The sequence below is a fragment of the Gluconobacter sp. OJA genome (assembly GCF_039638325.1).
In the GTDB taxonomy this organism is placed as follows: Bacteria; Pseudomonadota; Alphaproteobacteria; order Acetobacterales; family Acetobacteraceae; genus Gluconobacter; species Gluconobacter cerinus.
Window position 1 is genome coordinate 279315 of sequence record NZ_JBDIWI010000001.1, and the last position, 16934, is coordinate 296248.

General features: G+C 56.1%; 14 protein-coding genes. 10 read left to right on the forward strand and 4 right to left on the reverse strand.

Annotation, left to right across the window (positions count from 1 at the left end; genetic code table 11):
- Positions 1 to 11 precede the first annotated feature (11 nt).
- Genes puuE through ABDK75_RS01285 form a run of 4 tightly spaced genes read left to right on the forward strand, consistent with a single transcriptional unit; the run spans position 12 to position 3213 of the window.
- Entirely contained in the window at positions 12 to 911 is a 900-nt protein-coding gene (gene puuE / locus ABDK75_RS01270; protein ID WP_346004752.1) for an allantoinase PuuE, read from the forward strand.
- A complete protein-coding gene (gene uraD, locus ABDK75_RS01275) occupies positions 908 to 1432 on the forward strand; it encodes a 2-oxo-4-hydroxy-4-carboxy-5-ureidoimidazoline decarboxylase (RefSeq protein WP_346004753.1) in 525 nt (174 codons plus the stop codon). The genes puuE and uraD overlap by 4 nt, the downstream gene beginning before the upstream one ends.
- Positions 1429 to 1761 carry a hydroxyisourate hydrolase gene (uraH, locus tag ABDK75_RS01280; protein WP_215766604.1) on the forward strand — a complete coding sequence of 111 codons (333 nt, stop codon included), beginning with the start codon at positions 1429 to 1431 and terminating at the stop codon, positions 1759 to 1761. Before uraD ends, uraH begins: the two co-directional genes overlap by 4 nt.
- Positions 1762 to 1767: 6 nt before the next feature.
- Entirely contained in the window at positions 1768 to 3213 is a 1446-nt protein-coding gene (locus ABDK75_RS01285; protein WP_264648977.1) for a nucleobase:cation symporter-2 family protein, read from the forward strand.
- Between the two features lie 18 nt (positions 3214 to 3231).
- On the opposite strand, the gene guaD is transcribed toward ABDK75_RS01285, so the two are convergent.
- Positions 3232 to 4542 (reverse strand): guanine deaminase, encoded by a 1311-nt coding sequence (gene guaD, locus ABDK75_RS01290; protein WP_346004754.1) that lies wholly within the window; start codon positions 4540 to 4542, stop codon positions 3232 to 3234.
- Positions 4543 to 4808: 266 nt separating this feature from the next.
- Between guaD and ABDK75_RS01295 the strand changes: the two genes are divergently transcribed.
- Both ABDK75_RS01295 and ABDK75_RS01300 read left to right on the forward strand, forming a co-directional pair.
- A complete protein-coding gene (locus ABDK75_RS01295; protein WP_346004755.1) occupies positions 4809 to 6173 on the forward strand; it encodes an autotransporter strand-loop-strand O-heptosyltransferase in 1365 nt (454 codons plus the stop codon).
- 111 nt (positions 6174 to 6284) lie between these two features.
- Entirely contained in the window at positions 6285 to 7226 is a 942-nt protein-coding gene (locus tag ABDK75_RS01300) for a rhodanese-related sulfurtransferase (RefSeq protein WP_346004756.1), read from the forward strand.
- A gap of 344 nt (positions 7227 to 7570) precedes the next feature.
- On the opposite strand, the gene uvrA is transcribed toward ABDK75_RS01300, so the two are convergent.
- The gene (gene uvrA, locus ABDK75_RS01305; RefSeq protein WP_215749838.1) at positions 7571 to 10603 is read right to left on the reverse strand and encodes an excinuclease ABC subunit UvrA; all 3033 of its coding nucleotides are present in this window, start codon (positions 10601 to 10603) and stop codon (positions 7571 to 7573) included.
- 129 nt (positions 10604 to 10732) lie between these two features.
- On the opposite strand from uvrA, the gene ssb reads away from it, so the two are divergent.
- Positions 10733 to 11314: a single-stranded DNA-binding protein gene (gene ssb / locus ABDK75_RS01310; RefSeq protein ID WP_086634612.1), complete on the forward strand. Its 582-nt coding sequence runs from the start codon at positions 10733 to 10735 to the stop codon at positions 11312 to 11314.
- Positions 11315 to 11379: 65 nt separating this feature from the next.
- Here the strand turns inward: ssb and ABDK75_RS01315 are convergent, their stop codons facing one another.
- Together ABDK75_RS01315 and ABDK75_RS01320 are read right to left on the reverse strand one after the other, a co-directional pair.
- Positions 11380 to 11847, reverse strand: coding sequence for a GNAT family N-acetyltransferase (locus ABDK75_RS01315; protein WP_346004757.1), 468 nt, complete (start codon positions 11845 to 11847; stop codon positions 11380 to 11382).
- On the reverse strand, positions 11844 to 12641 hold the full coding sequence (locus ABDK75_RS01320) for a helix-turn-helix transcriptional regulator (RefSeq protein ID WP_346004758.1): 798 nt from the start codon (positions 12639 to 12641) through the stop codon (positions 11844 to 11846). Before ABDK75_RS01320 ends, ABDK75_RS01315 begins: the two co-directional genes overlap by 4 nt.
- 84 nt (positions 12642 to 12725) lie before the next feature.
- On the opposite strand from ABDK75_RS01320, the gene ABDK75_RS01325 reads away from it, so the two are divergent.
- The 3 genes from ABDK75_RS01325 to coaD all read left to right on the forward strand — a co-directional run bounded on the left by ABDK75_RS01325 (position 12726) and on the right by coaD (position 16915).
- The gene (locus tag ABDK75_RS01325; RefSeq protein WP_346004759.1) at positions 12726 to 13490 is read left to right on the forward strand and encodes a class I SAM-dependent methyltransferase; all 765 of its coding nucleotides are present in this window, start codon (positions 12726 to 12728) and stop codon (positions 13488 to 13490) included.
- Between the two features lie 73 nt (positions 13491 to 13563).
- On the forward strand, positions 13564 to 16404 hold the full coding sequence (gene gyrA / locus ABDK75_RS01330; RefSeq protein WP_099211489.1) for a DNA gyrase subunit A: 2841 nt from the start codon (positions 13564 to 13566) through the stop codon (positions 16402 to 16404).
- Positions 16397 to 16915, forward strand: a complete 519-nt coding sequence (gene coaD / locus ABDK75_RS01335) for a pantetheine-phosphate adenylyltransferase (protein ID WP_046900542.1) — start codon at positions 16397 to 16399, stop codon at positions 16913 to 16915. Before gyrA ends, coaD begins: the two co-directional genes overlap by 8 nt.
- Positions 16916 to 16934 lie beyond the last annotated feature (19 nt).

A 16934-nucleotide genomic window follows, 5' to 3' on the forward strand; every position in this document is an offset into this window, starting at 1 on the left:
GGGCAGTCCAGATGAGCACGAACACCTATCCCCGTGATATGATCGGCTATGGCCGCACGCCGCCTGATCCGAAATGGCCCAATGGCGCGCGGATCGCGGTTCAGTTCGTCATCAACTATGAAGAAGGCGCGGAAAACTCGGTCCTGCATGGAGATGCGGGGTCGGAGGCTTTCCTGTCTGAAATGGTCGGGACGAAATCCATCGTGGGCGCGCGTTGTGCGCAGATGGAAAGCCTTTACGAATACGGGAGCCGCGCTGGGTTCTGGCGTTTGCAGCGCCTGTTTGAAAAGGCTGGCATGACCACAACCGTGTTCGGTGTGGCCAAGGCTTTGGCGCGCAACCCGGATGCGGTGGCCGCCATGAAGGAGAGTGGCTGGGAAATTGCCACGCACGGCCTGCGCTGGATTGATTATCAGGATTTCCCGGAAGACGTGGAGCGCGAGCATATTCGTGAGGCGATTGCGCTTCATACCGAAGTGGTCGGGGAGCGCCCGTTGGGGTGGTATCAGGGCCGCACCAGCCCCAACACGGCCCGTCTGGTCGTGGAAGAAGGCGGCTTTGTTTACGATGCCGATTCCTATGCGGATGATCTTCCCTATTACGATCGTACCCATGGCAAGCCGCAGTTAATCGTGCCTTACACGCTTGATGCCAATGACATGAAGTTTGCGGCACTCAACGGCTTTACCGAGGGCGAGCAGTTCTTCCGATATCTGCGGGATACGTTCGACATGCTGTACGCGGAAGGGGGGCGTATGATGTCTATCGGGCTTCATTGCCGTCTGGCCGGCAAGCCTGCGCGTGCGCTGGCGCTTCAGCGTTTTCTGGAGCATGTGGCATCCCATGAGGATGTCTGGGTCGCGTCCCGGCTGGATATTGCGCGGCACTGGATGAGTGTGCATCCGGCATGAAGACTTCCGATGTGAATGCCATGACGTCGGATGTTTTTGTCCAGACGTTTGGGGGACTTTACGAGCATTCGCCCTGGGTGGCTGAAGGGGCTCTGGCAGCGCGGCCATTTGCTGGTGTAGAGGCCATGCTTGCGGCGTTTTCTGCCGTTGTGCGGAATGCGGGCGAAGAGGCTCAGTTGGCATTGGTTCGGGCGCATCCTGAACTTGGTCATCGCGCGGGAATTGATCCGGATCTGACGGCGGAGTCTGCATCCGAGCAGGCTTCTGCCGGGCTGGATCGTATGACGCCTGCGGAATATGAACGGTTCAAGACGCTGAATGCGGCCTATGGGAAGGCTTTTTCCATGCCGTTTGTAATTTGCGTGCGCAAAGTTGCAGCGCCGGGTCAGGTGGCCAAGACGGTCATCATGGATGAAATGGAACGTCGTCTGGGCGGGACGCCCGAGGCGGAACTGAAGGAAGCCCTCTCGCAGATCGATGCGATTGCAGGGTTGAGACTGAAAGATCTGGTGGCATCATGAGCTCATTATCCACGCATATTCTGGATACGGTCTCGGGCCGTCCGGCAGCTGGGGTGTCTTTCCGGCTTTTTCAGGAAGACGCTGTTCTTTTCGAAGGCGTGACGGACCATGATGGGCGTTGCCCCGCCTTGCGGGAGATCCCGCTGGAACGTGGCACCTATCGTCTGGAATTCGAAATTGGTGCGTATTTTCGGGCGGCGGGGCATGTGCTGTCTGATCCGCCGTTTCTGGATATCGTGCCAATTGTGTTCGGTCTGGGTGAGGGCACGCATGCGCATGTTCCGCTGCTCGCTGCGCCTTATGGATATTCCACATATCGTGGAAGCTGAAACCTGATGGCGTCTGATACTTCTGCGGTTCATCCGGTTGATGAGAAGCTCCCGCTCTGGCGGTTGGGGGCTTATGGCTTCCAGCATATTCTTGCGTTCTACTCAGCCGCGGTGATTGTTCCGATCCTTGTGGCAGGGGCTTTGCACCTGCCACAGGAAACGCTGATTCATTTGATTGATGCGGATCTGTTCACCTGCGGGATTGCGTCCTTGTTGCAGTCAGTCGGGTTTGGACCGGTGGGTGTTCGTCTGCCGCTTCTGCAAGGTGTGACGTTTACGGCTGTTGGCCCGATGATCGCCATTGGGTCTGCGGTAGGCGGTGGAACGCCGGGGCTTTTGTCGATCTATGGATCGGTGATTGTGGCGGGGATCGTCAGTTTGCTCATCGCACCATATTTTGCGAAGCTGGTTCGGTTTTTTCCGCCTGTGGTGACGGGGTCGATCATTCTGGTGATTGGGCTAGCGCTTTTGCCGGTGGCTGCCAATGACATCGTGTCTGGCCATGGACCGGGCATGGTGCAGGATCAGGTTCCGCTGCGGAGTCTGTGTTACGGGCTGGGAACACTGGCGAGTATTCTGCTCGTACAGCGCCTGTTTCGTGGCTTCATTTCAACGATTGCTGTGTTGATCGGACTTTGCATTGGTACATTGGCGGCGTGGCTGATGGGCGATGCCCACTTTGGAGGCGTGGCGTCTGCGCCGCTCGTGTCCATCACGCAGCCGTTTTTCTTTGGGACGCCAGCTTTCCATGTAGTGCCGATCCTCTCCATGGTGATCGTCATGGTCATCACCATGGTTGAGACGATCGGCAACGTTTATGCGACTGGCGAGATCGTCGGGAAAACCATTACCCGAGAGGATATCGCGCGGACGCTGCGAGCTGATGGTATTGCAACGCTGTTGGGTGGGGTCTTCAATTCCTTTCCCTACACCTGCTTTGCGGAGAATGTCGGCCTGGTTCGTATGACGGGCGTGAAGAGCCGCTGGGTTGTGGCGTCTGCGGCTGTCATCATGATGATGCTGGGGTGTCTACCAAAACTCGGAGCAATTGTAGCGGCGGTTCCGTTACCCGTTCTTGGCGGGGCCGCTCTTGCGATGTTCGCGACAGTGGCTGTGGTTGGTGTTCAAACCCTGACGCGGGTGGATTTCAACCGTCAGAGCAATGTCATCATCGTGGGAACCAGCATCGGACTGGGAATGCTCGCGACGGCACAGCCTCATATCTCCGATACATTTCCGATGTGGGCACAGATTGTCTTCGGAAGCGGTATTACTCTTGGGGCATTGTCCGCCATTTTTCTGCACCTGTTGTTCAACGTCCGTCGGACACTGGCTGTTGATCCGGAAGCAGAAATTGTAGTGGCTGATCTCCCAGATGAGAGAATTCTGATGGGGCTGCCTGTTGAGTCTGAAGGGCCGGTGACCGATGGGCGGCAGCGCAGATTCGGCTGAAGCCCTTCGGGTCAGATATTAATCCCGGCTGTGAACCTTCTGACCAGCCACATATGTAGCCTCGATGCTACGGTCATCGCCTAGCATTGTGAGGGCAAACAGGAGATCGGACAGGGTCTCAGCCGTCTGGGTCCGGATTTTCCCGAGAGGTGTTGCAGTAGGATCGAAGATACAGAGATCTGCATGCAGGCCGGGTTTGATGGCGCCAATATGATCCTCAAGCCCTAAAGACTGAGCACCTCCGGCGGTTGCCAGCCAGAGACCCTGAGCAGGATGAAGTTTCGTGCCTAACCCCTGAGCGACCTTGTAGCCGTCTGAGAGGACCTGAAGCAGAGACAGGGAGGGGCCAGCTCCCACATCGCTGCCAACGCCGACTTTGACACGTCGCTCGGGTTTCAAGGCATTGAATAGGGGGAATGACCCGCTGCCCAGAAACTGGTTGGAGCCGGGGCAGTGTGCGATGGAGCAGCCTGTATCATGGCAGCGCTGGAAGTCTTCTTCCTGTGCATGCACAGCGTGAGCCAGAATGGCGCGAGGGCGCAGAAGCCCCGACTTGTTATACACGTCCAGGTAGGATGAACGGTCGGGAAAGAGTTCCTTGACCCATTCGATCTCAGACCGGTTCTCGAGCAAGTGCGTCTGCATGAAGAGGTCAGAGCGGGTAGCAAGGAGAGATCCAGCCAAATCCAGTTGTTCGGGTGTGCTGGTAGGGGCAAAGCGTGGTGTGACGGCGTACAGCTGTCGTCCGCGACCATGCCAGCGTTCGATAAGAGCGGCAGACTGATCGTAGCCTGTCTGGGGGGTGTCTCGCAGGTTGTCAGGCGCATTGCGGTCCATCAGGACCTTCCCTGCGATCATGCAGGTATTGAGGCGTTCTGATTCCTCAAAAAATGCGTCTACGGATTCCGGATGAACCGTGCAGTACACGGCGGCCGTTGTTGTACCGACGCGGAGAAGCTCTTTCAGGAAACTGCGGGCGATCTGGCGTGCATAAGTAATATCTGCGTAACGGGCTTCAGCAGGGAAGACATAGGTCTCCAGCCATTCCAGAAGCTGTTCCCCATACGAGGCGATCACAGGGAGCTGGGGATAATGGACGTGGGTATCGATCATTCCGGCTGAAATTAGCCGGTCTGGATAATGATCTACGGTAGTACCTTCCGGGATTTGGTCTCTCAGATCTTCCCATGCGCCTGCAGCGGTGATGACGCCATTTTTGCAAAGAATCAGGCCGTCTGGCTGGTGCGTGAGTGCAGCCATTGGGTCGACCGTAAAAGGGTCAGCATGGAAGGTCAGGAAGGGGCCACGGATTGCAGTATGCTCTGTCATGATCCTTTGGGTATCGCATAGCATTTCCGCTCTGGGAACGATCTGTCTTGAATGGGTGAACGTTTCTTTTAATGTCCAAAGATCTTGAGTTCATTTTAACCTTGGCACTGTTTTGTGGCAGACTGTGGAAAGTCTCTTTTCAAGAGACGAATTCAGGTTTGAACATGGTTTTGGACTTTTAATATTAGCCTGCTTTTGTGGGTGCGGTAGAGGCGGGTTTCTGTCTCTGTACGGCCTGCGGGAACGGTTTGGAGACGCTTTTACTGATGTCTGATGTGACCTCTGTTTCTTCCCAGCCTGCAGAAACTGTAACGCCTGCCTCCGGTCTTCCACAGGAAGGTGCTCCTCCTGCCGACGGTAATCCCGTGCAGAAGGAGGACGAGAAGAGCCCCTATCTGGCCATTCCATCTGTTCCCGTTGTGGAAGGAGGGCAGGGCGTCCGCTTTGACTTCAATGATGGTGCCCGTGTCATGGTGCCGGATATTGCCCCGGAACTGGGGCAATGGCATGTGAGACTGTCAGATTATGCGACCGGGAATATTCTCTTCGATGCCCGTCTAAAAGGCGGCATGGTCTCATCCACCAAAAAGTACTTTGTTCCATTCCTGATTGATGTCTGGCTGGAAAAGCCTGACGGTACGCGGGAGGACATTCTGCACCACGAGCTATCCCTCACGGGAAGGCCTGTTTTGGTGCAGTTGCCTGTTGGAACGCTTGGAGACACGATTGCCTGGCTCCCGGCAGCTATTCGCCTTGCGCAGCAGACGGGCGCGAAGGTGTCCTGCTCCGTTGCAGATGTCATTCTGCCTCTGGTGAAAGAGGCTAATCCAGACATCACATTGGTGGGGCACGATGAAGCTCAGGCAAACAAGACGTTTACGTCCGCTTTCTACGCTTCATACAATATAGGTCTGTTTTTCACGGATACGGAACTGACACATCAGCCAACGGACTTCCGGCATGTAGGTCTGCATCGGACTGCAGCTTATATTCTGGGTGTTGATCCCTGGAACGATAACCCTCCTGGCATCACAATCCAGGATGGGGATACCCCACCTATTGAGGGGCCGTATGTCGTAATTGCGACGCAGGCCAGTACTCAGTGCAAGTACTGGAATAATCCGGCTGGCTGGCAGGAAGTGATTGGTTTCCTGAAATCTGCCGGATACCGCGTGATCTGCATTGACCAGAAAACGTTCCATGGAACAGGGTATGTGTACAATCATATTCCCCATGGCGCAGAAGACGAAACAGGCAGCCGTCCGTTGTCGGAACGTGCGCGTTGGCTGAAGCACGCCAGTTTTTTCATTGGTCTCTCCAGTGGACTGGCTTGGCTGGCGCATGCTTCGGGCACACCTGTCGTCATGATTTCGGGCTTTACGCATCCGAATAATGAATTCTTTACGCCCTATCGCATCATCAACTGGCACACCTGCAATTCGTGCTGGAACGACCCGAGACATCAGTTCGATCACAAGGATTTCTTCTGGTGCCCCCGCCACAAGGGAACGGAGCGGCAGTTTGAATGCACGCGTCTGATTACTGGATCGCAGGTCATTCAGACGGTGCGTCGCGTGATCAAGGATCGCGGACTACCTCTCGCAGAAGCGGCAACTGCCTCAGTCGCCTGAGGCTCAGGTTCAGGAGTTTTCTGGAATTGAAGGCGCTAGCCTGATATTGGCGGGGCACATTATCACCTGATCGTGGGTCTGCCTGCGGTCGCAGAGCTGGATGGTTGCCCTGTGTCTGATGCTCTTCCGCCGATCCGTATCGTCGCCCTTTACAACTTCACGCCGTTTGAAGACATCGTTGCGTTGCGCGGGCCTTTGCAGGAGGTCTGCGACCGCGAGGGGATCAAGGGCATTCTGCTTCTGGCACCAGAAGGTATTAACGGAACGATTGCCGGGTCAGATGACGGAATGGAACAGGTTCTGGAGCATATTCGGGCGATGCCAGGATGTGAGGAGCTTGAAATCAAGGAGTCCCGTGCGCCGGAAATGCCCTTCCGCCGCATGAAGGTGCGTCTCAAGAAAGAGATTGTTACCATGGGGCAGCCGAATATCGATCCTCGCAAGGATGTTGGTCAGTATCTGGCACCGGATGAATGGAATGCTCTGATCTCTGATCCGGATACGATCGTGATTGATACCCGGAATGACTACGAAGTCGCGATCGGGACATTCAAGAGGGCTGAAGACCCCAAAACACGGTCATTCCGGGAGTTTCCGGAGTGGTTCCGGAATCGACGCAAGGAGCTTGAGGCCAAGGGCCGTGTTCCAAAGATTGCCATGTTCTGCACGGGCGGAATTCGCTGTGAGAAATCCACGTCTTTTGTGAAGGCAGAGGGATTGGAGGAAGTTTACCATCTCAAAGGCGGTATTCTGAAATATCTGGAGACTGTTCCAGAGGAAGAAAGCCTTTGGGAAGGGGAATGTTTCGTCTTTGACCAGCGTGTTTCTGTGAAGCATGGCCTGGAAATTGGCAGCTACGATGTCTGCCACGCCTGTCGTCGTCCTGTCAGCGAGAAAGACAAGGCTTCTCCGATGTTCGTACAAGGCGTCTCCTGTCCCCATTGTCATAACGAACGGACAGAAGAACAGCGCCAGCGATATGCTGCCCGTGAGCTACAGGAGAAGCTGGCGCGCCAGCGCGGGAAAGAGCATCTCGGCACTCAGCAGAAATAACGAGCGACCAGTCAGTCGGTAATTTTTCTCAGAAGGGAGCAAATGGATTGTTCTGGTGAGGATAATCCGGACCGCTGAGCGCTGATGATTGTTCTAATCTGGCTGCCGTCTCGTATGTTGATTGTTGCCGCGGGGTTTGAGCAACATGCCCAATTGAAAGGGTATGGCTGCGTTTTTTGCGATTACTATTCTGGTGGCGCCTGTCGTGGGGCTGAATCTCTCCCTCCCTATCACTTTGGTCCGGACAATATGGGGACAACAGGTTTTGACAGTTTTTCTAGCCTGACTCGCGTAGTGTCCCTTGTTGTCCTGAAGAGCTGAGCTCTTCAGGACTTGATCAGGAATCAGACTTTGGTTTTGTTGCGTGAGCCTGAGGGGCGGCCACGAGGTTTCTTGTCCGCCACTATTTTTGCTTTAGGCACTTTTGTCGTTTTGGCTGGGGCTCGCTCCGCCTTTTGGGGCAAGCTGGCGGCAATCATCGCCTGAGTGATCCTTTTGCCTGTAGGCTCACGGTGCTGCCTGACACCGGGGGCATCCAGAAGGGGAGCCAGGAAGCGGCCAGTGTGACTTGCTTTGCAGGCAGCAATGTCTTCCGGTGTTCCTGCGGCTACGATTTTGCCGCCACCATCACCGCCTTCTGGTCCGATATCGATCAGCCAGTCTGCTGTCTTGATGACCTCCAGATTATGCTCGATCACCAAAATGGTGTTGCCCTGATCAACCAGCGTATGCAGCACTTCCAGCAGCTTACGGACGTCTTCAGTGTGCAGGCCGGTGGTGGGCTCATCAAGAATGTAGAGCGTGCGACCTGTAGCTCGTTTGGCAAGTTCCTTGGACAGTTTGACGCGCTGAGCTTCACCGCCTGAAAGCGTGGTTGCCTGTTGGCCCAGGGCGACATAGCCGAGACCAACCTGCTGGAGAATGGCGAGGCGGTCCCGAATTCTGGGCGCAGCCTGAAAAAACGGCAACGCCTCGTCCACGGTCATGGCAAGTACATCAGCGATGGAGTTGCCACGGAATTTCACTTCTAGCGTTTCACGATTGTACCGCGCGCCTTTGCAGGTGTCACAGGTGACAAAGACGTCAGGCAGGAAATGCATTTCGATTTTCAGGACGCCATCGCCCTGACAGGCTTCGCAGCGGCCGCCCTTTACATTGAAGGAGAAGCGGCCGGGTTTGTAACCGCGTGCCTTGGATTCCGGGAGTTCGGCAAACCAGTCCCGGATAGGGGCGAATAAGTCCGTGTAGGTGGCGGGGTTGGAACGGGGTGTACGACCGATCGGAGACTGATCGATTTCGATGATTTTATCGAGGTTCTCTACGCCTTCCAGTCGGTCATAAGGGAGTGGAGACTGGCTCGATTTCATGAGCTGCCGAGACAGCGCTTTGTAAAGGGTATCCACGACCAGGGTAGACTTGCCGCCGCCTGATACACCGGTGACCGCAATAAAGGTTCCCAGCGGGAAATCGACGGTCAGATCCTTGAGATTGTTTCCCTTGGCCCCAACCAATGTGAGTGTTTTGTCCGAGGTGCGTCGATTTTCCGGAACTGGAATAAACTTCCGACCCGACAGATAGGCACCGGTCAGGCTTTCTTTATTCTTGGCTACTTCCGCAGGAGTCCCGATGGCGATGACGTTTCCGCCCCGCGTGCCAGCACCAGGCCCCATATCGATAAGGTAATCAGCAGCACGGATGGCATCTTCGTCATGTTCGACGACGATGACGGTGTTTCCAAGGCGTTTGAGACGCTCCAGTGTGCCGAGAAGGCGCTCGTTGTCGCGCTGATGCAGGCCGATGGACGGTTCATCCAGCACATACAGAACGCCGGTCAGACCGGAGCCAATCTGGGATGCTAGCCGGATACGCTGGCTTTCACCCCCAGAAAGTGTGGCCGATCCGCGGGAAAGCGTGAGGTAGTCCAGGCCGACATCATCGAGGAAGTGCAGGCGATCCGTGATTTCGCGAAGAATGCGGCGTGCGATTTCCGCACGTTGTGGGGTGAGGGTAACCTCAACACCGGAAAACCAGTCCAGTGCCTTCCGGATCTGCATATCTGACGCTTCGGCGATGTTCAGGTCATTGACCTTTACGCAGAGGGCTTCAGGCTTCAGGCGTGCGCCATGGCAGGTGTGGCAGGGCTTTTCTGACTGATAGCGCGACAGTTCCTCGCGGACCCACATGCTGTCTGTCTGCGCCATGCGCCGGCGCAGGTTTTTGAGCACGCCTTCAAAGGGCTTCGTAACGGTATGGACCTTGCTGCCATCACGATACGGAATGGCGATGGCCTCTTTGGAACCGTACAGGATCAAATCCCTGGTTTCGGCTTTCAGGTCTCGCCATGGCGTGTTCATGGTGTCCCCGCAATGGCGGGCAAGAGCTGCAAGAGTTTGGTCATACCAGTCCGTGCTGGCACCACTCCAAGGGGCAATCACACCTTCAGAAAGTGTCAGTGTGTCGTCACTGACAATCAGGTTCTCGTCAAAATGGGTTTCCGTACCAATACCATCACAAGTGGGGCAGGCGCCCATCGGGGCATTGAAGGAGAACAGACGGGGCTCGATCTCCTCAATCGTAAAACCTGAAACAGGGCAGGCGAAACGTGAGGAGAAAACGATGTGGGCGGGGGCAGCTGTTTCTCCCGCACGCCTGACTTCTTCCGCGTAGGCGAGACCGTCGGAGAGTTCGAGGGCTGTCTCAAAGCTGTCTGCCAGACGGGATTCGAGGTCAGGTTTGACGACAATCCGGTCCACCACGACTTCGACATTGTGGCGGGTCTTGCGATTGAGTTCGGGGGCTTCGGCAATTTCGTAAAGCTCACCGTCAATTTTGACGCGCGTGAAGCCCTTGCGAGCCAGGTCTGCCAGTTCGCGTTTGCAGTCCCCTTTACGGTCCCGGACGACCGGCGCCAGCAGCATGAGACGCGTGCCTTCAGGAAGCGCCATGACGCGATCTACCATCTGGCTGACCGTCTGGGCTTCAATAGGGAGGCCGGTTGCGGGTGAATAAGGAACACCTACGCGCGCCCAGAGAAGGCGCATGTAGTCATGGATTTCCGTGATGGTGCCGACGGTGGAGCGGGGGTTCTTTGAGGTCGTTTTTTGTTCGATCGAGATGGCCGGGGAGAGGCCCTCAATGGAGTCCACATCCGGCTTGCCCATCAGTTCAAGGAACTGGCGGGCGTAAGCGGAAAGGCTTTCCACATATCGGCGCTGACCTTCGGCATAGATCGTATCGAAGGCGAGAGACGACTTTCCGGAGCCAGAGAGACCCGTGATGATCGTCAGGGAGTCACGGGGAATCGTGACATCGATATTCTTGAGATTGTGGGCGCGGGCACCACGGACACGGATCGAATGATTGTCTGGAAAGCTCACGAAAACCCCGGAATGTGCAGAAAAGCGATTGTGAAAAATCGGAACGCGCCTGAACGGCGCTGGATCAATTATAGATGGGCGTTTAGGATCATATGAAAAGAACAATTCGAGAAAATTGGTTGGTACGGAATGGCAGGCAGCGTCAATAAGGTGATTCTGGTCGGGAATCTGGGCAAAGACCCTGAAGTCCGGAACACGCAATCAGGTGGGAAGGTTGTCAATCTGACGATCGCCACGTCTGAAACATGGAACGACCGTCAATCCGGTGAGCGCCGCGAGCGTACGGAATGGCATCGCGTCGTCATTTTCAATGATCGCCTGGGCGATGTGGCTGAGCGTTTTCTGCGCAAGGGGCGCAAGGTTTACCTCGAAGGTGAGCTGCGGACCCGTAAGTGGACTGACCAGTCCGGCCAGGAGCGTTACACGACAGAGGTGACGATTGATCGGTTCCGCGGTGAGCTGGTGCTCCTCGACAGTAACCGCAGTGGCGGTGATGAAGGCGGTGGCTTCGACGGTGGTGGTTCGTCCTACGGTGGCGGAAGCAACAACGGCGGCGGCTTTGGTGGTGGAAGCCGGAGCGGTAGCAGTGAAGGCGGCTTCGGCGGTGGCTCTCGGAGTAGCGGCGGTAGCGCAGGTGGCGCGTCGGGCAGTCGTGGCGGTGGCTGGGATGCTCCGCCAGATAACGATCTGGATGATGAAATCCCGTTCTAAGGGATTTTCCGGAGAACCGGGCTGGCAGTGTCAGTCCGGTTTTTTTTATGCGTGAAAGGTCCGTTTTAGAGCGACAGATGAAGGAACTGGTTGAACCCAGAGGCCTGATAGTCAGCGAAGGGTTCGCCGAGTTGAAAGCCTCGGGCCTTGTAGAGCTTTAGTGCGGGTTCGAAAGAGGAATTCCGGCCGGTTTCAAGGCTGAGCTTTTTCAGGCCCAGAGAGCGTGCTCTGTGAATGAGATGATCCAGAAGAGTGCTGGCGATGCCCTGTCTTAAAAAATCCGGATGAGTACGCATGGATTTGAGTTCACCGTCGTGAGCACTCAATCGTTTTAGCGCACCAATGCCAGCAACGTGGCCGTGGTGATAGACAGTCCAGACCTCGATATCAGATGAGGTGAGAGCTGCCAGATCCAAGGCGAAGACATGTCCAGCAGGGGTGTTTTCGTGCATTCCGGCAAGGTGAAAGGCCAAAAGGTCGCGTGTTTCTTGGTCGGAAAAATCGGCTGGGCGGAGAGTGTAGTTCGGGTTCATGGGGTGGAATCCGGAGTGGCCGTGCTTCTGGCTAAAATGACGAGTTTATAGCCCGCATGAGCTGTCGGGATGAATGTTGTTTGATCGTAGTAGAGAAGGCCTTGTGTTGGATGTTGAAAGCTCCGCTGCCCTCCTTCTCTGGGGAGGACGCTCTGGTCTTCCCAGAAACGATTAAATTCCGGACTTTCTCTCTGAAGAGTTGAGACAAGTGTCTGAAAAGGTTTGGTACGGGCACTCGAAACTGTATCGGCCCGAAATTCGGCCAGAAGCCGCTGGGCGCGGGTTAGCCAGTCCGTAAGGAAAATTCGGGCATTGGGGTTCAGAAAAACATAGCGCAGCTGATTGGTCTCTGAGCTGTTCAGCCAGGTATTGAAAAGGATTTTGGCTGCGGAATTTGCGCTCAGAACATTCCACAAGGGATCTAGCAAATAAGCGGGGCTGGAGATCTGTTCCGGGAGGCTGAGAAGTGTGGCTGGTGCAGTTGGCTCGGTATGATCCCCGTGAGGGTCTCGCAGTTCTGCCAAAGTGAAAACGTAGCGTCTTTCTGTCGTGGACAGTTTCAGAGCCGTGGCAATCCGCGACAGTGTGGCGGATGAGCATGAGACGTCGCGTCCCTGTTCCAGCCACGTGTACCATGTCGTGCTGATCCCGCAGAGTTGAGCTGTTTCTTCGCGGCGCAGTCCTGGGGTGCGTCTGCGACGTAATGGAGTCAGCAATCCTGCTTCTGACGGGGAAAGCCTTTCGCGATGCGTGCGAAGAAACAGACCAAGAGTTTTGCGGCTGGACGTAGGCATGGTGCAATTTATACCATGATAAAATAGGATCTTATACCTGACTGTTTGTTGTCTGATGATGATCTCCAAAGGGAGAAAAATCAGATGGTTAGGCAGGCAGGACAATTTGCTGCGAAGCATTATGAAGACAGGGCGTCATCTTACGTAAATAGCGTGGTGCATAATCAGGGCGATGATCTGGACGTGATGGCTCGGGCTGTTCAGGGGCGCGGGTTTGAACGTGTGCTGGACCTTGGCTGTGGCGGGGGGCATGTCAGCTATGTTGTTGCGCCACATGTCGGGCAGGTTGTCGCCTGCGATGTCACGGCTGGAATGTTGGCTGCTGTAAGCCGGTCCGCTCAGGACCGTGGTCTTGGTAACATTGTTGTTGCACAGGGCGCCGCAGAAGCGCTTCCATTTGATGATTGTGTGTTTGACGCTGTTTTATGCAGGTTTAGTGCCCATCATTGGGAAGGTTTTGAGGCTGGTCTGAGAGAAGTGCGTCGCGTTCTGAAGCCAGGAGGTCTGGCTATTTTCGGCGATGTTACGGCTCCTGAAGACGCTATGTCCGATAGCTGGCTCCAGACGCTGGAATTGATGCGGGATATTTCTCATGCGAGGGACTATGCCGTGACAGAATGGGTGTCTGCTCTTGGAAGATCCGGCTTTGTTGTGGATGGCCTGATACGCAGCCGTTTGCGGATGGAATTTGAGAGCTGGGTATCGCGAACACGAACGCCGACGGAACGTGTAGAGGGCATCCGGTCGTTGCAGCGTGGTGCGCCTGTAGCTGTCCGTGAAAGACTGGGGTTGGAAGAAGACGGCAGTTTCCTGCTGGACGTGACCGTTTTTCAGTCTCACAGGCCATAATGGGGTGGGTGTGGCATGTAGGCCGCGCATGGGCTATGCTGTGCGGACTGTATTTTAGCGTGGTGGACCTGTCTTGACCGAGCTGAACGAGCCGACTGATATTGTACCTTCCGATCGTCTTCCGGTGACGATCGAGGAGGAGATGCGCTCCTCCTATCTGGCCTATGCGATGTCGGTGATCGTCTCGCGTGCCTTGCCGGATGTGCGTGACGGCCTGAAACCCGTCCATCGCCGCATCCTGTACGCGATGCGCGAGAGTGGGTTTACGTCTGATAAGCCTTACCGCAAGTCTGCGCGTGCGGTCGGTGACGTGATGGGTAAATACCATCCGCACGGTGACAGCTCGATTTACGATGCCATGGTTCGTATGGCGCAGCATTGGTCAATGCGCGTCAAGCTGATTGATGGACAGGGTAACTTCGGTTCGGTCGATGGCGATAGCCCGGCTGCCATGCGTTACACAGAAGCCCGTCTGGCCAAGTCTGCGTCGTTCCTGCTGGATGATATTGAGCGGGATACGGTTGATTTTCAGCCGAACTACGACGAGAGCGAGCACGAGCCCAAGGTTCTGCCAGCGACGTTCCCAAATCTTCTGGTGAATGGCGCTTCGGGTATCGCGGTCGGTATGGCCACGAACATCCCGACGCATAATCCTGGCGAAGTTATTGATGCCACGCTGGCGATGATTGCCAATCCGGCGATCGAGCTGGATGAGCTGATGCAGATCATCCCCGGCCCGGATTTCCCGACCGGCGGAATCATCATGGGCCGCAGCGGTATCCGCAAGGCGTTCGAGACAGGGCGTGGGTCTGTTCCCGTCCGGGCTCGTGCTGAGATCGAGGAGATCCGCAAGGATCGCCAGGCGATCGTCATCACCGAGATCCCATATCAGGTGAACAAGGCAACCCTTCAGGAGAAGATTGCCGATCTCGTTCGTGCGAAGGAAATCGAAGGCATCTCCGATATCCGGGACGAAAGTGATCGTTCTGGAATGCGCGTTGTCATTGAGCTGAAGCGCGATGCGACGCCGGAAGTGGTGCTGAACCAGCTCTATCGCTTCACGCAGCTTCAGACGTCCTTCAGTGTCAATATGCTGGCACTCGATGAGGGCAAGCCGCGCACGATGGGGCTGATGGACGTTCTACAGGCGTTCATTCGTTTCCGCGAAGACGTCATTCTGCGTCGCGCACGCTTCGATCTGAACAAGGTTCGGGATCGTGGGCATCTGCTGGTTGGCCTTGTGCTGGCTGTTGCCAACATCGACGAAGTGATCGCGCTGATCCGTTCTGCCCCGGATGCCTCGACAGCGCGTGAGCTGCTCATGGCGCGCGAGTGGGATGCGAGCGAAGTTGTGCCGTTGCTGGAGCTGATCCAGGACGAAGGCAATGTCATTTATGATGGCAAGGTTCGCCTCACAGAAGCGCAGGCTCGCGGTATTCTCGAACTGCGTTTGCAGCGTCTAACCGGTCTGGAACGTGAGAAGATCCAGGGTGAGCTGAGCGAAGTTGCGGCCAAGATTGCCGACCTGCTCGACATCATTGGCAGTCACACTCGTCGCATGGATGTCATGCGCAATGAATTGCTGGCGGCCCGGGCTGAAATTGCCACCCCACGGATGTCGGAAATCTCCGATGCGCTGGGCGATCAGTCTGACGAAAGCCTGATCGAGCCGGGTCAGATGGTTGTGACCATCACGCGTGACGGTTTCATCAAGCGGACGCCGCTTGAGATGTTCCGCTCACAGAACCGCGGTGGGCGTGGTCGTACGGCGTCTGGCCGTCGTGGCGATGACGTCATTATTCGCAGCTTCAATGCCCATACCCACCAGTGGGTACTGTTCTTCTCTTCGGGCGGCAAAGCTTATCGCACCAAGGTCTGGCATCTGCCGGAAGCGTCTCCGACGTCCAAGGGGCGCGCGCTGGTCAACCTGCTTCCAGAGCTTGGTTCGGACGCTATTACAGCGGTGCTGCCGCTGCCGCAGGATGAAGAGCTGTGGGAAGACCTACACCTCACCTTTGCGACCGCCAGCGGCAATGTTCGTCGTAACCGCCTGAATGATTTCCGGAATATTCGGGCATCTGGTCTGATTGCGATGAAGCTGGATGAGGGCGATTCCCTCATTGGTGTGGCGACGTGTCGTGAAGGTCAGGACGTGTTCCTGGCAACGAAGAACGCGCGCTGTGTCCGCTTCCAGATCACCGATGATACGCTGCGTGTGTTTGCCGGCCGTGGCAGCTCGGGCGTGCGTGGTATCCGCCTTGGTGATGGGGATGCGGTGATTTCACTGTGCATCCTCAACCATGTGGATGCCAGCGTTGAAGAGCGTGCGGCCTATCTGCGGATGGCCAATGCAAAACGTCGCGCCGAAAATGCTGCGTCGGCAGAAGGTGCTGAAGAAGAAGTGGTGTCCGGTGACGAAGACACTGTGGAGATCGCTGGCGATCTGACGCAGGAGCGCTTCGAGGAGCTGGAACATCAGGAAGAAATTCTTCTGACTGTGACGGATGGCGGGTTTGGCCGTCGTTCCTCCGCCTATGATTATCGTGTGTCGGGCCGTGGCGGTCAGGGCATCACGAACATGACCTTCTCGGCCAATCGTCGTGGCAAGGAAGTGGTTGGGACGCTTCCGACTCTGGATGGCACGGATGTCATGCTCGTGACCGATACGGGTCGTCTGATCCGTCTGCCGGTGTCTCAGGTGCGTGTCATGGCACGTCAGGCCAGTGGTGTGACGCTATTCCGCCTGAACGACAGTGAGACCGTGATCTGTGTCTTCCCGGTTGTGGAAGATGATGGAGAAGAGGGCGACCTGATCGAAGGGGATGTCGTGGCAACGCCAGACGGTACAGTGCCTGTTGATGGCACTGTGACGGACGGTGAGGCTTCTGTGGGTGACGCAGCCCCTGATGCCTGAGTGGCAGACTGATCCGCGTGTCGGGTTTTATCCCGGCACGTTTGATCCGGTGACGTTCGGTCATCTGGATATTATCGACCGTGCGTCTACTCTTTTTGACCGCCTGCTGGTTGGTGTGGCGGTCAATGAGGGGAAGCAGCCGCTTCTGACGCTGGAAGAGCGTCTGGAGATGATGCGGCAGGAGGTCTCGAAATTGCCTCATGCGGACCGGATCAGGGTTTTGGGGTTTGATACCCTATTGGTCGATGCCGTACGTAAGGCTGGCGCCGGGACGGTTGTGCGCGGCCTTCGTTCTGCGGGGGATTTCGACTTTGAAAGTCAGCTCTCTGGGGCGTTGCGTCGTCTGGCGCCGGAAATTGAGACGGTCTTTCTGCTGTCTTCCGAAGGGCATCGCACGACGGCCAGTCGGATTGTGAAGGAAATTGCCCGTCTTGATGGCGATATTTCCTCCTTTGTCAGCGAAGATGTTGCAAGTCTCGTCTTGTCGAAACTGGGTCGAAGGGCGACATAGGAACCTTCATTGATTTCTG

Coding starts and splice junctions, on each gene's coding strand:
- ssb (WP_086634612.1), top strand. CDS start 10,733: ATGGCAGGCAGCGTCAATAAGGTGATTCTGGTCGGGAATCTGGGCAAA.
- ABDK75_RS01295 (WP_346004755.1), top strand. CDS start 4,809: ATGTCTGATGTGACCTCTGTTTCTTCCCAGCCTGCAGAAACTGTAACG.
- uraH (WP_215766604.1), top strand. CDS start 1,429: ATGAGCTCATTATCCACGCATATTCTGGATACGGTCTCGGGCCGTCCG.
- ABDK75_RS01320 (WP_346004758.1), bottom strand. CDS start 12,641: ATGCCTACGTCCAGCCGCAAAACTCTTGGTCTGTTTCTTCGCACGCAT.
- coaD (WP_046900542.1), top strand. CDS start 16,397: ATGCCTGAGTGGCAGACTGATCCGCGTGTCGGGTTTTATCCCGGCACG.
- ABDK75_RS01315 (WP_346004757.1), bottom strand. CDS start 11,847: ATGAACCCGAACTACACTCTCCGCCCAGCCGATTTTTCCGACCAAGAA.
- guaD (WP_346004754.1), bottom strand. CDS start 4,542: ATGACAGAGCATACTGCAATCCGTGGCCCCTTCCTGACCTTCCATGCT.
- puuE (WP_346004752.1), top strand. CDS start 12: ATGAGCACGAACACCTATCCCCGTGATATGATCGGCTATGGCCGCACG.
- ABDK75_RS01325 (WP_346004759.1), top strand. CDS start 12,726: ATGGTTAGGCAGGCAGGACAATTTGCTGCGAAGCATTATGAAGACAGG.
- ABDK75_RS01285 (WP_264648977.1), top strand. CDS start 1,768: ATGGCGTCTGATACTTCTGCGGTTCATCCGGTTGATGAGAAGCTCCCG.
- uraD (WP_346004753.1), top strand. CDS start 908: ATGAAGACTTCCGATGTGAATGCCATGACGTCGGATGTTTTTGTCCAG.